Genomic DNA, 18,786 nt, shown 5'->3' with positions numbered 1-18,786 from the left:
AGAAGAGGTGCATTTAATGCCGGATACCGGCCCAAGGCCATCAGCGTTCCTGAAATGCCCAGTCTTGAGCGTGCGACTAAGGTCGAATGAGTGTGAAGCATAGCCTTTCGTACAATTGCCGGCCTTTTTTAAATTGAATGGTTTCGCTTGGGTTTTTCACCGCAGGTGCGCCTTCTCTTGTCTTGTTGTGCGAATGATTCGCTGCTGGAGCGTGTACATGGTTCTTCCTTTTTCATCGTCAGTACCACGTCGCATAGCAGGCGTGAGTGCGCTGGCGGTATGCGCAGGTTTTGCAGCGCAGGCACAATCGGGCGGATTCATTGAAGACAGCAGCGCCTCGCTTGAGGCCCGTACGGTGTACTTCAACCGCGACTTTCGCGATGGCGGCAGCTCAAGCCCGCAAGGCGCGTCCAAGCGTGACGAGACCGCACAGGGCTTTATTCTCAACCTGCAATCGGGCTACACCAACGGCACCGTGGGGTTTGGCCTCGATGCGCTGGGCATGCTGGGGATCAAACTCGACTCGAGCCCATCGACCAGCAACAGCGGATTGCTGCCTTTGACCGGCAGCGACCCGCGTCGTTCCAAAGATCAGTACGCAAAAGCTGGCCTGACCGCCAAAATGCGTGTGTCGCAGACCGTACTCAAGGTCGGCACGTTGTTGCCCGACCTGCCATTGCTGAAGTACAACGATGGCCGTTTGCTGCCAAACATGTTCAGTGGTGCGCTGCTTGAGTCTCAGGACCTTAAAGACCTGAAATTTATGGCCTCGCGTCTTGACCGTTACACGGCGCGTGACTCCACGGACTCCCAGGACTTGCGCCTGAACTGCAAAAACAAGCGCTACGCGTGCAACATCACCGCCGACCATTTCTCGATGTACGGGCTGGATTACAAGGTCAATGAGCGCCTGACCGCGCAGTATCATTACGCGGAACTGGAGGATATTTACCGACAGCAATTCATCGGCCTGTTGGCTAAACAGCCCATCGGCCCTGGCGTGTTGGCGGCAGATGTACGTGTGCTGAAAAGTGATGACGCGGGTTCGGCTAAGGCCTCGACTATCGATAACCGGGCCATGGGCGTGCTGCTGACTTACTCACTGGGCGGGCATAAATTGGGCGCTGGCTGGCAACGGCTGAACGGCGAGACGTCTATGCCGTATCTGGATGGCACCAACCCTTACCTGGTCAACTATATGCAGGTCAACGACTTCGCCAATGCGCAAGAGCGCTCGTGGCAACTGCGTTACGACTACGACTTCAAGGCCATGGGCATTAATGGCTTGTCATTTATGACCCGCTACGTGAACGGCGACAACATCAACGTCGTGGGGCGCAGCGAAGAGGGCAAAGAGTGGGAGCGTGACAGCGAGCTGAAATATGTGGTGCAGAGCGGCACCTTCAAAGACCTCAGCGTGCGCTTTCGCAATGCGACCTATCGCACCAACTACTCGAAATTTGCCCGCGACGTTGATGAAACGCGCTTAGTCGTGGGCTACAACCTGTCGATCTGGTAACCGCACACGCTCTGTAGCCGCAGCCCGCGGCAGCGGCTACAGAGTTCTCGATTAATCCAACTGATGCCTGTACGGCAGGTCTGGCCCGGTTTTGCTGCAAGTCAGCGCCGCAGCCCGGCAGGCGAAGTCGAGCAGGGCGCCAATCTGCACTTTGCTGAGCTGTTGCAAACCCTCGATTGAATCCAGCCCCTGTTCGGTCAGCCAGGCAATCACCGCCGCTTGAAAGGTGTCACCCGCACCCACAGTGTCGGCCACGGTTATCGCGTGTGCCGGCAGCGACCAATGCCCGTGTTCACGACTAACCACACTCACGCCCTGGCTGCCACGGGTCAAAAACAGCAATTGGCAACGCTGCCCTAACCAGAGTTGTGCGACCTGTAGCGGATCTTGTCCCGGATACAACAAGTCAAGGTCCTCATCGCTGACCTTGATCAGGTCGGCATAAGGGATCAGTTGATTGATCCGCTGACGCCACACGTCAATATCCGGCTCAGGATTTAAGCGCACATTAGGGTCGAGGCTGATCAGGCGCTGCCCGCTTTCACGCTGCACCAGTGTCAGCAGTGTGTCGGCAATCGGTTGCACCACCAGTGAAAATGACCCGACATGCAACCCCCGTACTTCTGGCCCTAATACGGGCAGGTGCTGTGGGTGCAGTTGCCGGTCGGCGCAACCTTCGCCGCGAAAGCTGTAGGCGGGTACTCCACTGGCGTCCAGCGCGACCATGGCCAAGGTGGTGGGCGCGTCTATTTCCAACCAATACTGATCACTCACGCCTTCATTCAACAGTACGTGCTTGAGGCGTGTGCCCAGATAGTCAGTCGACAGCCCGGCAAAGAGCCCGGCATCAACCCCTAATCGGCGTAAACCCACGGCAACGTTGAAGGGCGAACCTCCGGCAATGGCCTTGAAGCCCACCTGGTTAGGCGGCTCGTTGCTGTCCGCTTGCGCGAAAAAATCAAATAACGCTTCACCACATACCAAATACATAAGACTTACTCGGATAAGGCGGCTACCTGATCGCGGTAGCGCTGGTAGACACGTTCATAGGCCGCGACATGCGTCGCATCGGGTTGGGTATGGCTGTCGAGGTCGAGCCGCACACAGCGTTGGCACAGATCTGCCAGCGTCTCGGCACCTGCGCTGGCACACCAGGCGGCCTGAATAGCGGCCCCCAGTGCAGCCGCTTCGCTTTGCTCGGCGCAGACCACCGGGGTATTCATGATATCGGCCACCATTTGACGCCAAAGAGGGCTTTTTGAGCCGCCGCCCACCAAGCGAATGGTTTGGCTCTGCACAACGTTGCGTCGCAGCAGATCGAGGCCATAACGCAAGCCAAAGGTCGTGCCTTCAAGTGCTGCGCGGCACAGATTGGCTTGGTTCAGGTTAGTCAGGGTCAACCCCTGAAGGCTGCCGGTAGCGTTGGGCAGAGCGGGCACACGCTCTCCGTTTAGAAATGGCAGCATGCTGATCCCATCTGCCCCGATGGGCGCCTGACTGGCCAGGGTATTGAAGCCCTCAAGTGAGAGTGCTAACAGCTCACGAATGGCGCCGGTAACGTTGGTCAGGTTGAGCGTGCAGATCAACGGTAACCAGCCGCCGCTGGAGGAGCAGAAACTGGCCACGCAGGCGTCCGGGCTGACCTGCGGCTGTTCGTTAAACGCGTACACCGTGCCCGACGAGCCCAAACTCATGGTAATGATCCCCGGCGCAATATTGCCGGTGCCGATGGCGCCCAGCATATTGTCGCCGCCACCGCTGGACACCACGGCATCAGGGTTTAGCCCCAGCAGATAGGCAACTTCCGGGCGCAGCGTGCCGACTGGCTGGCTGGACTCGATCAGTTCAGGCAGGGCGTGCTCAAGCCCTGCGTCGGGGTCGATATGGCGCAGAATGTCGAGGTCCCACTGGCGGGTTCGTACATTGAAATAGCCTGTGCCGGAAGCATCGCCGTATTCACTGCAACTGCGCCCCGTCAACCAGAAATTCAGGTAGTCGTGGGGCAGCAGAATATGGGCGGTTTGTTCAAGCACCTGCGGATGGTGGATGCGCGTCCAGAGCAATTTGGACACCGTGTAGCCTGGCGCTATCACCAGCCCCAGACGTTCGAGTGATCCGGCGTCGCCTCCCAGCCAATCCAGTAACTGCTGGTTTTCGGCCGTGGACTCGGTGTCACACCAGAGTTTTGCCGGGCGCAGGACGTTGCCGTGTTTATCCAGCAACACCAGCCCGTGTTGCTGACCACTTACGCCGATGCCTTTGATGTGCTGGCCGCTGACTCCGGCATTGGCCAGGGCTTGTCGAGTGGCTTCTTGTAATGCATGCAGCCATTGTTCGGTGTCTTGCTCGCGGCGCCCGTGTTCGCCTTGAATCAAGGTGTGCGGTGACGCACCCAGCCCCAGCACTTGGCCGGTCTGGCTGTCGAGGATCAGGGCTTTAGTGCCCTGAGTGCCACAATCGATGCCTAGGAATAAAGGGTTCATAGAGACATAGCCTTAGCTGAAATAGTGCAGTTCTTGTAGCCGCTGACGAGGCAGCGGCTAAAGAGAGCGGGAAAGGCGCTTCTACAGTTTTAAAACGCTTTCCAGGGTTTTGCTCACGCCCACCTCACGCAAACTGTTCAGGCACCATTCCAGCGCCGCCACGAACGCCGCCGACTGAGGAATCGCTGTGCCAAAAATGGCTTCAACCCCCAGTAACCGCTGCACGATCAACGCATCGTCGGCCACCAGCGCCTGACAAAACGGTGCCCGTGGATCTGGAATGGCATACCGCTGCCCCGTCTCATCCACCCCCTTGAGGTACAGCGCCCACGCGGCGACCACCAAGGCGGCACGCTTCAACTCACCGCCGTCGGCGATCAGCCGATTAATGGTCGGGATCGTAAATTTGGGGAATTTCGACGAGCCATCGGAGCACACGCGCTCCAGTTGGTCGGCTATCGCCTGATTGGAGAAACGCTCGACCAACGTGTCTTTGTACGTCGCAAGGTCAATCCCCGGCACTGGCGCCAACTGCGGGGTCACGTCTTTGTCCATGTAGGCGCGCATGTACGCCACAAATAGCGGGTCGTTCATGGTCTCGTGGACGAAGCGATAGCCCTTCAAATAGCCCAGGTAGGTCAGCGCCAGGTGGCTGCCATTGAGCAGTTTTATTTTCATCTCTTCATAGGGAGTGACGTCATCGGTGAGCTGCACGCCAACCGTTTCCCAGGCTGGACGGCCGTTGCTGAACTTGTCTTCGAGTACCCATTGAATAAACGGCTCGCAAACCACTGGCCAAGCATCATCAATGCCGAGCTGATCGTGCAGTTGCAGGCGGTGGGCGTTGCTGGTCATGGGCGTGATGCGGTCGACCATCGCATTCGGGAAGCTCACGTGGGCGGCGATCCAATCGTGCAACTCCACATTGCTTAGGGCTGCGAAAGCCAGCAGGGCTTTACGGGCTACGCGACCGTTGTGCGGCAGGTTATCGCACGACATCACGGTAAACGGCGGGGTGTGGCTGGCCCGGCGTTGGGCGAGGGCGGCACATAACACGCCAAACACCGTGCGCGGTGCTTCGGGGTGGGCAAGGTCCTGCTGAATCTGCGGCAGCGAGGCCATGAACTCGCCTGTGCTGTCGTCGATGCAGTAGCCGCCCTCGGTGATGGTCAGCGAGACGATGCGGATGTGTGGGCTAGCCAGTTTGTCGATCACTGCCTGAACGCTGTCTTCGGTCAGCAACATGTCGCTAATCGAGCCGATAACACGGCTTTGCGTGTCGTCACTGTCGCCTAGTTCAAACAAGGTGTAGAGATAGTCCTGGCTGGCCAGGTCATCGCGCACTGTGCGGTCTTCGGGGCGTAAGCCGATGCCGCAAATGCTCCAGTCAAGATCACGTCCCTGATTCATCAGCACGTCGGTGTAAAACGCCTGATGTGCGCGGTGAAAGCCCCCGACCCCGATGTGGGCGATGCCGTGCTGCGTGACGCTGGCAAGGTAGGTAGGTTTGACCACTGCGTCGTTCAGATTGTCGAGGTTACGGCGATTTAGTTTCATGGGTGCGATCTCAAAAAAGGTCGTCAGCGTCAGGCAGCAGCGCGCAATGGGCGGCTGATGGCCAGCCCTTGGGCGTCGAATAAATGGCAATGCTCACTGTCCAGATGCAAGTGCAATTGCTCGCCGTACTGGCTCGCCATGTCACCGCGAATACGCATCGTCAGCGGTTCGCCACAAGCGGTAATCACATGGCAATAGGTGTCGCTGCCCAGCCGCTCACCGACGTCAGCGGTGACGGTCAGGGTGCAATCACCGGGCTTAGCAAGGTTCAGGTGCTCAGGGCGAATACCCAAGGTCACGGCGCTGCCAAGGCTCAGCGAAGGGCCGCTTAGTGGCAGTTGGATGCGCGTGCCGGCGTCCAGCTCCACTTCGCAACTCTGGGCTTCGACACGGCTGATCGTGCCTTTCAAGAAGCCCATTTTCGGGGTGCCAAGAAAACCTGCCACAAACAGATTGGCCGGATGGTGATACAGCTCCAGCGGCGAGCCGACCTGTTCGATTTTTCCGGAATTGAGCACTACCACCTTGTCGGCCAAGGTCATGGCTTCGACCTGATCGTGGGTCACGTAGATCATGGTCGCTTTGAGTTCCTGGTGCAGGCGCGCTAGTTCAAGGCGCATTTGCACCCGTAACGCTGCATCAAGGTTGGACAGCGGTTCGTCGAACAGGAAAATCTTCGGGTTGCGCACAATCGCCCGACCAATCGCAACGCGTTGGCGTTGACCGCCAGAGAGGTGTTTGGGTTTGCGTTCCAGCAACGGCGCAAGTTCGAGAATACGTGCGGCTTCGTTAACTTTTTGCTCAACCTCGGCTTTGGCCACGCCCGCCAGATCGAGGGCAAACGACATGTTTTTGCGCACGGTCATGTGCGGGTACAACGCATAGGTCTGGAATACCATTGCCAGGTCGCGTTTGGCTGGGCTGACTTGGGTAATGTCGCGCCCATCCAGTTCAATGGTGCCATCGGTGACTTCTTCGAGTCCGGCAATCAGCCGCAGCAGGGTTGATTTACCGCACCCCGATGGCCCGACAAATACCACGAATTCGCGGTCATGCACGTCAAGGTCAATGCCCTTGATGATCGAGAAGCCTTCGAAGCCTTTTTGCAAATTCTTGATTTTCAGGTGAGCCATGATAGGCCTCCAGTCATTATTTTTATTTAACCGCGCCGAAAGACAAACCACGCACCAGTTGTTTCTGGCTGATCCAGCCAAAAATCAAAATCGGCGCACAGGCCAAGGTCGACACCGCCGACAACTTGGCCCAGAACAAGCCTTCGGGGCTTGAGTAAGAGGCGATCAGGGCCGTCAGCGGGGCTGCGCTGGAGGACGTCAGGTTCAGCGACCAAAACGCCTCGTTCCAACACAAAATCAGCGACAGCAGCAGGGTCGAAGCCAGTCCGCCCTTGCTGATGGGCAGCAACACGCGAACCATTTCTTGCCACAAGGTGGCGCCATCCAACCGGGCTGCTTCGAGGATGTCCTTGGGGATGTCTTTGAAGTAGGTGTAAATCATCCAGACCACAATCGGCAGGTTGATCAAGGTGTAGATGATGATCAGCGCGGCACGGGTATCGAGCAGGCCGAAGGTTTTGGCCAGCAGGTAAATGGGCATCAGCACGCCCACCGGAGGCAACATTTTGGTGGAGAGCATCCACAGCAGCGTGCCTTTGGTGCGCTTGGTCTCGTAGAACGCCATTGAGTACGCCGCCGGGATCGCAATCAGCATGCACAGGACGGTGGCGGTGAATGAGATCAGTACTGAGTTCCAAGCAAAGTGAAAGTAACCACTGCGCTGTTCAATGTGCAGGTAGTTCTCCAGCGTAGGGGTGAAGATGAACTGCGGCGGTGAGGCAAACGCGTCGAGTTCGGTCTTGAAGCTGGTCAGCACCATCCAGAAGATCGGGAAAAAAATCAGGATTGCGATGGCCCAGGCCAACGTGCCGAGCAGCACGCTTTGCAGGCGGCGAGATTGTTGAAGTGTCATCACTGAGCCCTCACGGCTTGTCTGTCAGGTTTTTGCCGAGCATGCGCACCAAAATGATGGCCGCAATATTGGCAATGACCACGGCGATCAACCCACCGGCCGAGGCCATGCCAACATCGAACTGCACCAGTGCCTGGTTGTAGATCAGGTACGCCAGGTTGGTCGACGCGTAGCCGGGGCCGCCGTTGGTGGTGGTGAAGATTTCAGCGAACACCGACAGCAGGAAGATGGTTTCAATCATCACCACCACAGCAATCGGTCGCGCCAAGTGCGGCAAAGTCAGGTGCCAGAAAATCGCAATCGGACCCGCGCCATCCAGGCGTGCGGCTTCTTTTTGCTCTTGGTCGAGTGACTGCATGGCCGTCATCAGAATCAAGATGGCGAAGGGCAGCCATTGCCACGACACAATGATGATGATCGACAGCAGCGGGTAGTGCGCCAGCCAGTCAACCGGTTGGGCGCCGAACAGCTTCCACACGGCAGCCAATAGGCCGGACACCGGGTGAAAGATCAGGTTTTTCCAGATCAGCGCACCCACCGTAGGCATGATGAAAAACGGTGAAATAAGCAGCACGCGCACAATACCGCGACCCAAGAAATCAGTGGCCTCCAGCAGCGCACTGATCAGTACCCCGAGCACCACACTGATCAGCAATACGCTGCCCACCAGCAGCAAGGTGTTGGTCATGCCCGGCATAAAGCCAGAGTCGGTGAGGAAGTAGGTGAAGTTTTCCAACCCCACGAACTGGTTTTCACCGGGGTAAAGCAGGTTGTAGCGGATCAATGAAAAGTACAGTGTCATGGCCAGCGGCACGATCATCCACAGCAGCAACAGGGCCACTGATGGCGTAACCAGAAACCAGCCGGGGTTGAACAGCCGTGATTGACGCACCGGGGGCGGGGCGTCAATCGCTGTCTTAACAGTCGAAGTCGTCATGGTGAATACCTGAAAATACGCAATGCTTTTGTGGGAACGGGCTTGCTCGCGATCGCATCACCTCAGTGAATCAGGTGTGCCGAGTTGCCTGTGTCGCGAGCAAGCCCGCTCCCACAAGGTTTGGCGTTGGGTCGACTACTTTGGATAACCCGCACGTTTCATTTCGCGCTCGGTGTAGGTTTGCGCATCAGCCAAGGCTTTATCCACGCTGGTCTGTCCGACTAGCGCGGCAGAGAAAGACTTACCAACCTGGGTGCCGATGGCCTGGAACTCAGGAATCGTCACCAACTGGATGCCAACATAAGGCACGGGCTTGAGGGTAGGGTCTTTGGGGTTGGCAGCTTTGAGTGACTCCAATGTGACTTTGGCAAACGGAGCGGCCTGGAGGTAGGCGTCGGTATAGGTCGAGTTGCGGGTGCCCGGCGGCACGTTCGCGATGCCGTCTTTTTCAGCGACTAGCGCGGCGTACTCTTTAGAGGTGGCCCACGTACTGAAGGTTTTGGCGGCGTCTTTGGCTTTGGAGCTGGTCGGAATGGCCAGCGCCCAGGAGTACAGCCAGGCGCTGCCTTTGTCGGTGACTTGATGTGGGGCGAAGGTGAAGCCGACATGGTCAGCGACTTTGCTCTGGGTCTTGTCGGTGACAAACGAACCGGCCACGCTGGCATCGACCCAGATGGCGCATTTACCGCTGTTAAACAGCGCCAGGTTTTCATTGAAACCATTACTGGTTGCGCCCGGCGGGCCTGATTCCTTCAGAGTATTCACGTAGAAGTTCAGCGCATTCTTCCACTCTGGGCCGGTGAATTCCGGCTGCCATTTTTCATCAAACCAGCGCGCACCATAGGCATTGGCGACCGTGCTGATCAACGCCATGTTCTCGCCCCAACCAGCTTTGCCGCGCAGGCAAATGCCGTATTGCTCCTTTTCAGGTTTGTTCAGTTGTTTGGCAAAGCCTGCGATCTGCTCCCAGGTCGGACGCTCAGGCATGGTCAATCCGGCATCCTTGAACAGGTCGGTGCGGTAATAGGTCATTGAGCTTTCGGCGTAAAACGGAAGCGCGTAGAGCGTACCTTTCACTGACAAACCGTCGCGCACAGACGGGAACACGTCTTCAATAGCGTAAGTGGCTGGCAAGTCTGTCATAGGTTCGAGCCAACCCTTGGCGCCCCAGAGTGCAGCTTCGTACATGCCGATGGTCAGGACGTCGAACTGGCCGCCCTGGGTCGCAATATCAGTGGTCAGACGCTGACGCAGTACGTTTTCTTCCAGGACTACCCAGTTGAGCTTGATCTCGGGGTGCTCGCTCTCGAAGGTCTTCGAGAGTTTTTGCATGCGGATCATGTCGCTGTTGTTGACCGTGGCGATGGTCAGGGTTTGCGCCCCCAAACTAATGCCGCTGAGGGTCATGCAAGTCGCAATACACAACGCTTTGACAGGAATATTCATCGAGCACTCCTCTTCATCAGCCAGACGGCTTTTGAAGGACGGTTATTGTTTTTATCACTGCTTACCCTTGAGTAAGCACGTGGGCTGATTACAGCCCTCAATTACCGCCGTGACAACGCTTTGACAACACGTGAACCGATACTATTTTGCACTGCGCAAACGTTCACTCTGTTCCGGTAGGTTTGGCTCGGTTAAACGTTGCACCGCAAGGCGCCGGTAGTGCGAAGGGGTCATGCCTTTGAGTTGCATGAAGCGCCGATTAAAGTTGGAAATATTGTTGAAACCCGACTCGAAACACACGTCGGTGACGGCTTTTTCACCATCAGTCAGTAACTCGCACGAGCGGCTGATGCGCAGGCGGTTCACAAACTCGATGAAACAGCGCCCGGTGGCTTGCTTGAAGACGCGAGAAAAATAGGTGGGCTTCATGCCCATGTGCGCCGCAACCTCCTCAAGGGTCAGCTCTCGGGCGTAGTGGCTAAAAATATAGTCCACGGCGCGGTTGGTGCGGTCGATGGTCTGCTCGTCAGGCAGGTGCCCAGCAGTCACGCCGGACAGCAATTGATAGTCATCACAATCGGCCAGCAATTGCAGGAGGATCAAAAAGTGCCCTAGGCGGGTGATGCCCTTGGAATCGGCAATCGCCTGCATCAGGTCGACAGCTTGGCGAATAGTCTTTTTGCAGCGAAATTCGATGCCGTACTGCGCCCGCTCCAGCATCGGTGCCAAGCTTTTCAGCTCGGCAAACACCGAACTGGCACCTTCCAGCAGTTCATCGGTGAAATTCACCAGCATGTCGCGCAAGGGTACAGCTTCATCCTCGGCCACCTGGCTGATCCAGTTGTGCGGCAGGTTAGGGCCGGTCAGAAACAGTGTTTCGGGGTAAAAATTGCCGATATAGTCGCCGACAAACACCTTGCCACTGCTGGCAATAATCAGGTGCAGTTCGTATTCCTTGTGAAAATGCCAGCGCACCAGCGGGCACGGGAAGCCATGCTGGCGATAGATGATGGACAACCCATTATGGTCGTCCATCAGTTCGTAAGACGGGTCTGTTGGTCTGGCTGGTCGAGTCATGGGCGCAGGCTTTGAGTGTTGTTATGTGGCAGATCATGCTGCCTTTTCAATTTTCCTACCAGTGACGGGTAAGTTTCGTACCCGAAGAGGACACGACCCAATGAAAACACTGCTACTCATCGGCATCGGCGCGGGCGACCCCGAGCACATCACTGTGCAGGCGATCAACGCGCTTAACCGTGCCTCGGTGTTTTTTGTGCTGGATAAGGGCCAAACCACAGAAGATTTGGTGCGCCTGCGCCTAGAGATCTGTGAGCGCTACATCACCGAGCCCAAGTACCGCGTGGTGCACGCCAGTGACCCGCAGCGTGAGAGTTCAACCCCTTCCTATACGCAAGGCGTGGAAGACTGGCATGAACAGCGCGCCGAGGTGTTTAAACGTTTGATTGAAGATGAGCTGGCCGAGGGCGAGTACGGCGCGTTTTTGCTGTGGGGCGAGCCGGGGCTGTATGACAGCACCTTGCGTATTCTGGAACGAGTGCGCGCCAATGGCTGCGCGGACTTTGACTACGAAGTGATCCCCGGTATCAGCAGTGTGCAGGCGCTGGCGGCCCGGCATCGCGTGCCGCTGAACGGGATTGGTCAGCCGATTCGCATCACCACCGGGCGACGTCTCGTCGCCGATGACCTGGATAACGTGGTGGTGATGCTCGACGCGCACTGTGCGTTTCAGCAATTTGTGCACGAAGACCTCGATATTTACTGGGGCGCTTATATCGGTACAGCGGATGAAATCCTGATTGCGGGCAAGCTGTCGCACGTGTGTGAGCAGATCAAACTTACCCGCGAGGCAGCCCGGCAGCGCAAAGGGTGGATCATGGACACGTACTTATTACGCCGCCCCTAACTAGACTGGATTAGAACGGTTTTTCGCCTCGATCCACTGCGACATGTATTGGGTGCTTTTGTGATGGTGGTGGCGCAGCATCGCCCCGATAAAGTTGTTGCGCCGGTGCTGCTCTAGCACAGCGCGGTGGTCTTTGATGCGTTGCACCAGTGCTGGGCCGTGGCTGGACTTTAAGTAGCGAGCTTTGAGTAGCGCATGCCCCTGTTGCTGTGCCTGATGCCAGGCATTCGAATTTTGATACAGCTCGACAGCGGCAGCAGCAATGGCACTGGCGCTCTGTTCAATGGCTCCGGCCCACAGCATGCCACCGTGCATGCCTTCAGCGCCGATCGGGGTGGTCACGTTTGGCGTTCCGCAGAGCATCGCGTCAGCAATCTTGCCTTTAATGCCCGCGCCAAAACGCAGGGGCGCCAAGCAAATGCGCGCGCTGCTCATCACCGCCAGTGCATCTTCGGCCCAATTGAGCACATAGAAACCTTGCTTGGGGTTGTGCAGGGCGGTGGCTTTAGGCGGGGTATAGGCGCCATAAATGTGCAGCTGCGCCTCGGGCAGTTGTTGGCGGATCAGTGGCCAGATATGGGTTTTCATCCATAACACGGCGTCCCAGTTCGGCGCATGGCGGAAGTTGCCGATGCTCAAGAAGTGTTGGCGTTGTTCAAACGGCACGAACTTGGCCGGGGCGCTGTCGACCATCAGCGGGCACCAGTGCAGCAGCGAGTTGGGGACATGGAATTGCTCAACCAGCAGATCAATCTCGTACTCGGAAATCATCAGGTTAAGGTCGCAGCGATAAATAGCGGCGATTTCTCGCTGCGCCAGGTCAGCATCGGCCATATGCCCAAAGGTTTCGACGGGGGAAGGAGCGAACAGAAGGCTGAAATCGTCCTGTTCGGGGTGGTGCTTAAGGTGTGACTTGAGCTGTTGCTGGCGGGCGTCACGCAGACTTTGCAAGTCGGAGGTTTCGAGCACGCGCAGGGCGTTGGGGCATTGCTTCTCGACACGCCAGCCGAACTGCTCTTCCATCATGAAGCGATCAAACAGCACGATGTCCGGGGCCAGTTCACTGATGAAGGCATCAAAGCTGCTGTTGTTCAGCTCGATAGTGACTTCATTTATACCCAGCGCCGCCAAATCGGCTTTGTGTTCGCCAATGCCTGCGGGGCTGCTGAACGTGATCTGCCAGCCTTCCTGCAAAAAACTCTCGATGATTTGCATCATATGGCCGCCCGCCGCCGAGGAACGTGGCTCGGGCCACACGTAGCCAATGATCAAGACGTGGGTAGGGCGGGACGACGACATGGGCAGATCCTTGGAGCCTGAAGACTGAAAAAAGGCGGCAATTAAAGCACAACTGGGCCGACCCTTTGGGTGCATGGATCAGCCCAGCTTGCGTGATGTTAGAGATCGTCAGGTTGTTGCGGGGGCTCGGTCTGGAGGGCTTTGAGGCTTTCCAGTGCGGTTTCGGCTTTCAAGGCTCTTAAGGTCAGTGCGGCATTGGCATCTTGGGCGTTGGCGTGGGCTTGCTTCAGTGACTCGCTTTCTTGCGTGGCCACGCGCAGGCGTTCCTGAAGCAAGGTGCGCTCACTGTCCTGCTGGCTTAGTTGTGCGCTCAGGCGTTCATTGAGGTTGCTGAGTTTGTGTTGCTGGTCGTTGGCTTGGTTCAGTTCTTTGCTCAATGCACGGCTTTCGCTCAGCACGCGCTCATTGTCGCGGTGCAACTGGGTGATTTCATCTTGGCGTACCAAGGCGCTTTGCTGTGCCTGGCGCAGTTCCATTTGAATCTGTTGCAACTGGCCTTCATGGCGCCGCTGATCTTGCTCGCGCTGCTCTTTGACGGCGCTGCGGTAGTGCTCAAGTGCGTCGCGGGCGTGCAGATGTTTTTCTTCCAGTGAGCGAATTTGCTCGTCGCGGTCATTCAGGCGCAGCTCAAAATCACTGCACGCCTGATTGAGTGCCGCGTTGCGGGTTTGCTCGGTTTGCAGCATGGAGCGAGTGGACTCCAGGTTGGCCGTCTCTTGACCCAGCGCGCTGCCCTGAATCTCAAGCTGTTGCTGGAGTTGAACCTGCGCCTGTTGCGCTTCGGCCAGTTGATCCTGAAGTTCGGCCTTGAGTTGTTCGTAGTGCGCTTGAGCGCGATCAATCGGTTCCTGTGCCTGTTCTTGCAGGCGCTGAGCGAGGCGAGCGACCAGTTCGGTCAGCTCATCGCCTATTTGCTCGCGCGGTGCGCCACGGCGCGAATCAACCTCGTCCAGCTCCTTGAGGTAGCGGTGGATCGTGGTTTTCGAGCCGGTATTGCCCATTTCAATACGGACTGCATCGATGCTCGGGTGTTCGCCGCGAGCCAGGATTGCCGTGCGTGCAATTTGCACCACCGCCTTGTTTACGCCGCCACGAGCCATGGCTTTCTCCTACGATTATGTACTGTGGTATGTACCATGTAATTACGTACTATCTTAGCACTTATTTTTTATCTTTAATTGATATTTTACACGCGGGATATACTGGTATTATCCCGTGCTAGAGCCTTAAAACTGATTTTGAGGCTCTATTTCAGTACGCCAATCAAGGGAGCCGTGCATGAGTGAGCTGGATCGCTACTTAAACGCTGCGACCCGCGACAACACCCGACGCAGCTATCGGGCAGCCATCGAGCACTTTGAAGTGACGTGGGGTGGCTTCTTGCCCGCCACCAGCGACAGCGTGGCGCGCTATCTGGTAGCGCACGCCGGTCAACTGTCGATCAACACGCTTAAACTGCGCCTGTCGGCGATTGCGCAGTGGCATAACAGTCAGGGGTTTGCTGATCCGACCAAGGCACCTGTCGTGCGCAAGGTGTTCAAGGGCATTCGCGCGCTGCACCCGGCACAAGAAAAACAGGCCGAACCGTTGCAGTTGCAGCATCTGGAAAAAGTCATCGACTGGCTCGAAGGCGAGGCACAAATAGCGCAGACCAACGCTGATCAACCAGGTTTGCTGCGTGCACGACGCGACGCTGCGCTGATTCTGCTGGGGTTTTGGCGCGGGTTTCGCAGTGATGAGTTGTGCCGCTTGCAGGTCGAGCACGTGCAAGCCGTAGCCGGCTCCGGCATTACCCTGTATTTGCCACGCAGCAAAAGTGACCGTGACAATCTGGGCAAAACCTTTCAAACCCCAGCCTTGCTTCGGCTCTGCCCGGTACGCGCCTACATTGAGTGGATCAATGCGTCGGCCTTGGTACGCGGCCCAGTATTCAGGGGTATTGATCGCTGGGGGAACTTGGGGGAGGAGGGTTTGCACGCCAATAGCGTGATCCCATTGTTGCGCCAGGCTTTGGAGCGCGCCGGGATTGCGGCCGAGCAATACACCAGTCACTCACTTCGTCGCGGTTTTGCAACATGGGCGCATCAAAGTGGGTGGGACTTGAAGTCGCTGATGAATTACGTCGGCTGGAAAGACATCAAGTCAGCCATGCGCTATGTTGAATCCACCCCGTTTACCGGGATGAGCATTACCGCTGAAAAAAGAATTGAAAGCTGATTGAGGTCAACTGAAGAGTCGGCCCATCGTCCATATTTGTTTTTTGACTCTTTATAGGCTCGCCTGATAGTCAAAACCAATCATGAGCATCAGCTTTGCCAATGAGCCAGATACGAAATGAGTTGTTAGGATTCACCCCATCAACTTTTCAACCCTGACGGAGAGTCAACGATGCCTATCATCAACAGCCAAGTAAAACCGTTCAAAGCAACTGCATACAAAAACGGCAACTTCGTGGAAGTGTCGGACGCTGACCTGAAAGGCCAATGGTCGGTCGTGTTCTTCTACCCAGCTGACTTCACCTTCGTTTGCCCAACCGAGCTGGAAGACCTGGCTGACAACTACGAAGCGTTCAAAAAACTCGGCGTAGAAATCTACAGCGTATCGACTGACACCCACTTTGCTCACGCTGCCTGGCACAACACGTCGCCAGCCATCGGCAAAATCCAATACACCATGATCGGCGACCCTACGCTGACCATCTCGCGCAACTTCGACGTGCTGATCGAAGAAGCAGGCCTGGCTGATCGCGGTACGTTCGTGATCAACCCAGAAGGTCAGATCAAAATCGTTGAACTGAACGACGGCGGCGTTGGCCGTGACGCTTCTGAGCTGCTGCGCAAAATCAAGGCTGCTCAGTACGTTGCTGCTCACCCAGGCGAAGTGTGCCCTGCCAAGTGGAAAGAAGGCGAAGCCACTCTGGCTCCATCGTTGGACCTGGTTGGCAAGATCTAAGTCTGTGAACCAGCCAAGGGCGGTGATCCGCACCTGAGTTGTAAGCTGCATCGCCCTCAAAACGCCCGGGCGACATTCGCTCGGGCGTTTTTTTTACACAGAATTTATTGTTTAAGGAGATCGCCCGTATGTTGGACGCCAATCTAAAAGCTCAGTTGAAGTCATACCTGGAGCGGGTCACACAGCCGATCGAGATCGTTGCTTCGCTCGACGACGGTGCGAAATCCCGTGAAATGCATGACTTGTTAAAAGAAATTACCAGCTTGTCCGGTCACATTACCTTGCTGGATAACGGCAACGATGCGCGCAAGCCTTCGTTCTCGCTGAACCGCCCAGGCGGCGATATCAGTCTGCGTTTCGCTGGCATCCCGATGGGGCACGAATTTACATCGTTGGTGTTGGCCCTGCTGCAAGTGGGTGGCCACCCCTCGAAAGCCAGTCCCGAAGTGATTGAGCAAATCCGCTCGCTCAAAGGTGAGTTCAACTTCGAGACCTATTTCTCGCTGTCATGCCAGAACTGCCCGGACGTGGTGCAGGCGCTGAACTTGATGGCGGTACTCAACCCGAACATTCGCCACGTAGCGATTGACGGTGCACTGTTCCAAGACGAGGTCACCGAGCGCCAAGTAATGGCGGTGCCTAGTGTTTACTTAAACGGGGTTAACTTTGGCCAGGGCCGCATGGGGCTCGAAGAGATCCTCGGCAAGCTGGACACCAGCGCCATTGAGCGTCAGGCCGAGAAGATCAACGCCAAAGAAGCGTTCGATGTGCTGGTCATCGGTGGGGGGCCTGCCGGTGCGGCAGCTGCGATTTACGCGGCGCGCAAAGGCATTCGTACCGGTGTGGCGGCAGAGCGCTTTGGCGGTCAGGTACTAGACACCATGGCCATCGAGAACTTCATCTCGGTTCAGGAAACTGAAGGGCCTAAACTGGCTACTGCGCTTGAAGAGCACGTTAAGCAGTACGACGTCGACATCATGAACCTGCAGCGTGCCGACACGTTGCTGCCAGGCAAGGCGGGCGAGTTGCACGAAGTCAAATTCGCCAGCGGCGCTTCGCTGAAAGCCAAGACTGTCATTCTGGCAACCGGTGCCCGCTGGCGCGAAATGAATGTGCCCGGCGAGCAGGAATACCGCAGCCGCGGTGTGGCGTACTGCCCGCACTGCGATGGCCCACTGTTCAAAGGCAAGCGCGTTGCCGTGATCGGTGGCGGCAACTCGGGCGTTGAAGCGGCTATCGACCTGGCCGGCATCGTGTCTCACGTCACCCTGCTTGAGTTCGACACCAAGCTGCGCGCAGATGCTGTGTTGCAGCGCAAGCTGAACAGCCTGCCTAACGTGACCGTAATTACCAATGCACGGACCACCGAAGTAACGGGCGATGGCCAGAAAGTTAATGGTCTGCGCTATGAAAATCGCGAAACTAACGTTGTGCATGACATCGCGCTGGAAGGGATCTTCGTACAAATTGGCTTGTTGCCGAACACCGACTGGCTCAAAGGCACGATTGAGCTTTCACCACGCGGCGAGATCGTTGTTGATGCACGCGGTGAAACGTCCATCCCGGGCATCTTTGCTGCCGGTGACGTAACGACCGTGCCTTACAAACAGATTGTGATCGCGGTAGGCGAGGGGGCCAAAGCCTCGCTCAGCGCTTTTGATCACTTGATCCGCTCTTCCGCGCCGGAATAATCGTGCGGACATAAAAAAACCCATGAGCGATCATGGGTTTTTTTTGCGTCCGATTTTTACATCGGTGCGGGCTGAATGATTTCTACCCAATAAGCATCAGGGTCTTTCACGAATGCCAGCGACTTCATGCGGCCATCCGTCAGGCGCTTCTGGAAATCCACGCCCAGCGCTTCGAAGCGCTCGCAGGCGGCCACAATGTCAGGTACGGAAATGCAGATATGACCAAAGCCGCGGGGGTCAGTGTTGCCATTGTGGTAGGCAAACTCAGGGTCGTTCTCGGTGCCGTGGTTGTGAGTCAACTCAAGAATGCCGGGAATCGACTTCATCCATAGCGTGCGCGCTGCATCGTCTGCCGGGATTTGCGCCTTGTCGACCAGTGCCAGAAAGTACAGGCTGAATTCGGCTTCAGGGAAGTCGCGCTTTTCAACCAGCGAGAAACCCAGGACGCGGGTGTAAAAATCGAGGGATTTCTCGATGTTCTTGACGCGCAGCATGGTGTGGTTAAAAACGAAGTTGTGGGTAGCGTCATCCGGCTGTGCGGTAACGCCAGGGATATTGCTCAGATCTTGCAGGCTCATGAACCCTCCGAAAGTGATGCATGGGTAATGGGTCGATGGGCGAATGATACGGAATGTGGCGGCTTGCGCCAAACCCGTTTGCGGCAAAAGACCTTTGTCCGAGGGCATCCCTGATGATGGGATCGGGGCTAATTGACAAAATCCGGGCAAAAAGAAGCCCGCCGAAGCGGGCATGGGGCGCTAGTCCTTTAGCAGCCTCTATCCTGTGACGCATCGTGTGAAAAATCTGTGAAAGTTTCTGATCCCGCTCCGCCTTTCTGCTCAAAAGACTAGCCAGTCGTCTGCGACAGATTTTTCCTACAGGGCTTTGCGCAATAAGACTTCATTGATAGTTGTAATTGTGAGGCCCAGGCTAACTCGCGATCTTACCAATCGTTAAAAGATCGCGAGTATCGGACGTCAACCGGCTCTTCC

16 protein-coding genes are annotated in these 18,786 nt (G+C 56.7%); 5 read left to right on the top strand and 11 right to left on the bottom strand.

The window, feature by feature from the left end; translation table 11 throughout:
• The first annotated feature begins 217 nt into the window (after window positions 1-217).
• Window positions 218-1,519, top strand: coding sequence for an OprD family porin (locus B347_RS0110220; protein WP_019409620.1), 1,302 nt, complete (start codon window positions 218-220; stop codon window positions 1,517-1,519).
• Window positions 1,520-1,570: 51 nt separating this feature from the next.
• Here the strand turns inward: B347_RS0110220 and B347_RS0110215 are convergent, their stop codons facing one another.
• The 8 genes from B347_RS0110215 to B347_RS24870 form a co-directional block, all read right to left on the bottom strand.
• A complete protein-coding gene (locus B347_RS0110215) occupies window positions 1,571-2,509 on the bottom strand; it encodes a carbohydrate kinase family protein (protein WP_019409619.1) in 939 nt (312 codons plus the stop codon).
• A 5-nt stretch (window positions 2,510-2,514) separates the two neighbouring features.
• Complete coding sequence (gene xylB / locus B347_RS0110210; protein WP_019409618.1) at window positions 2,515-4,002, bottom strand: xylulokinase; 1,488 nt, start codon at window positions 4,000-4,002, stop codon at window positions 2,515-2,517.
• 81 nt (window positions 4,003-4,083) lie between these two features.
• Window positions 4,084-5,559, bottom strand: a complete 1,476-nt coding sequence (locus B347_RS0110205) for a mannitol dehydrogenase family protein (protein ID WP_019409617.1) — start codon at window positions 5,557-5,559, stop codon at window positions 4,084-4,086.
• A gap of 29 nt (window positions 5,560-5,588) precedes the next feature.
• Window positions 5,589-6,692 carry an ABC transporter ATP-binding protein gene (locus B347_RS0110200; RefSeq protein WP_019409616.1) on the bottom strand — a complete coding sequence of 368 codons (1,104 nt, stop codon included), beginning with the start codon at window positions 6,690-6,692 and terminating at the stop codon, window positions 5,589-5,591.
• Between the two features lie 22 nt (window positions 6,693-6,714).
• Window positions 6,715-7,548, bottom strand: a complete 834-nt coding sequence (locus tag B347_RS0110195) for a carbohydrate ABC transporter permease (protein ID WP_026014101.1) — start codon at window positions 7,546-7,548, stop codon at window positions 6,715-6,717.
• 7 nt (window positions 7,549-7,555) lie between these two features.
• Window positions 7,556-8,482, bottom strand: coding sequence for a carbohydrate ABC transporter permease (locus B347_RS0110190; protein ID WP_019409614.1), 927 nt, complete (start codon window positions 8,480-8,482; stop codon window positions 7,556-7,558).
• Window positions 8,483-8,617: 135 nt separating this feature from the next.
• Complete coding sequence (locus B347_RS0110185) at window positions 8,618-9,928, bottom strand: ABC transporter substrate-binding protein (RefSeq protein WP_019409613.1); 1,311 nt, start codon at window positions 9,926-9,928, stop codon at window positions 8,618-8,620.
• A 141-nt stretch (window positions 9,929-10,069) separates the two neighbouring features.
• Window positions 10,070-11,005 (bottom strand): AraC family transcriptional regulator, encoded by a 936-nt coding sequence (locus tag B347_RS24870; protein WP_050997499.1) that lies wholly within the window; start codon window positions 11,003-11,005, stop codon window positions 10,070-10,072.
• A 100-nt stretch (window positions 11,006-11,105) separates the two neighbouring features.
• Here B347_RS24870 and cobF point away from each other — a divergent pair, with 100 nt between their 5' ends.
• The gene (gene cobF / locus B347_RS0110175) at window positions 11,106-11,852 is read left to right on the top strand and encodes a precorrin-6A synthase (deacetylating) (protein WP_019409611.1); all 747 of its coding nucleotides are present in this window, start codon (window positions 11,106-11,108) and stop codon (window positions 11,850-11,852) included.
• Here the strand turns inward: cobF and B347_RS0110170 are convergent, their stop codons facing one another.
• Both B347_RS0110170 and B347_RS0110165 read right to left on the bottom strand, forming a co-directional pair.
• Window positions 11,853-13,151 carry a glycosyltransferase gene (locus B347_RS0110170; RefSeq protein ID WP_019409610.1) on the bottom strand — a complete coding sequence of 433 codons (1,299 nt, stop codon included), beginning with the start codon at window positions 13,149-13,151 and terminating at the stop codon, window positions 11,853-11,855.
• A gap of 98 nt (window positions 13,152-13,249) precedes the next feature.
• The gene (locus tag B347_RS0110165) at window positions 13,250-14,251 is read right to left on the bottom strand and encodes a DNA-binding protein (protein WP_019409609.1); all 1,002 of its coding nucleotides are present in this window, start codon (window positions 14,249-14,251) and stop codon (window positions 13,250-13,252) included.
• Between the two features lie 178 nt (window positions 14,252-14,429).
• Between B347_RS0110165 and B347_RS0110160 the strand changes: the two genes are divergently transcribed.
• From B347_RS0110160 to ahpF, 3 genes are all read left to right on the top strand, one after another.
• The gene (locus B347_RS0110160) at window positions 14,430-15,368 is read left to right on the top strand and encodes a site-specific integrase (protein ID WP_019409608.1); all 939 of its coding nucleotides are present in this window, start codon (window positions 14,430-14,432) and stop codon (window positions 15,366-15,368) included.
• A 171-nt stretch (window positions 15,369-15,539) separates the two neighbouring features.
• Window positions 15,540-16,103, top strand: coding sequence for an alkyl hydroperoxide reductase subunit C (gene ahpC / locus B347_RS0110155; protein WP_019409607.1), 564 nt, complete (start codon window positions 15,540-15,542; stop codon window positions 16,101-16,103).
• 128 nt (window positions 16,104-16,231) lie between these two features.
• A complete protein-coding gene (gene ahpF / locus B347_RS0110150; RefSeq protein WP_019409606.1) occupies window positions 16,232-17,794 on the top strand; it encodes an alkyl hydroperoxide reductase subunit F in 1,563 nt (520 codons plus the stop codon).
• Window positions 17,795-17,850: 56 nt separating this feature from the next.
• Here the strand turns inward: ahpF and gloA are convergent, their stop codons facing one another.
• The gene (gene gloA, locus B347_RS0110145) at window positions 17,851-18,372 is read right to left on the bottom strand and encodes a lactoylglutathione lyase (RefSeq protein WP_019409605.1); all 522 of its coding nucleotides are present in this window, start codon (window positions 18,370-18,372) and stop codon (window positions 17,851-17,853) included.
• Between the last annotated feature and the right edge of the window lie 414 nt (window positions 18,373-18,786).

This window comes from Pseudomonas psychrophila HA-4, assembly GCF_000282975.1.
Lineage (GTDB): Bacteria > Pseudomonadota > Gammaproteobacteria > Pseudomonadales > Pseudomonadaceae > Aquipseudomonas > Aquipseudomonas psychrophila_A.
The sequence above is the reverse complement of the archived record's forward strand: the minus strand, read 5'-3'. Positions and strand labels throughout refer to the sequence as shown.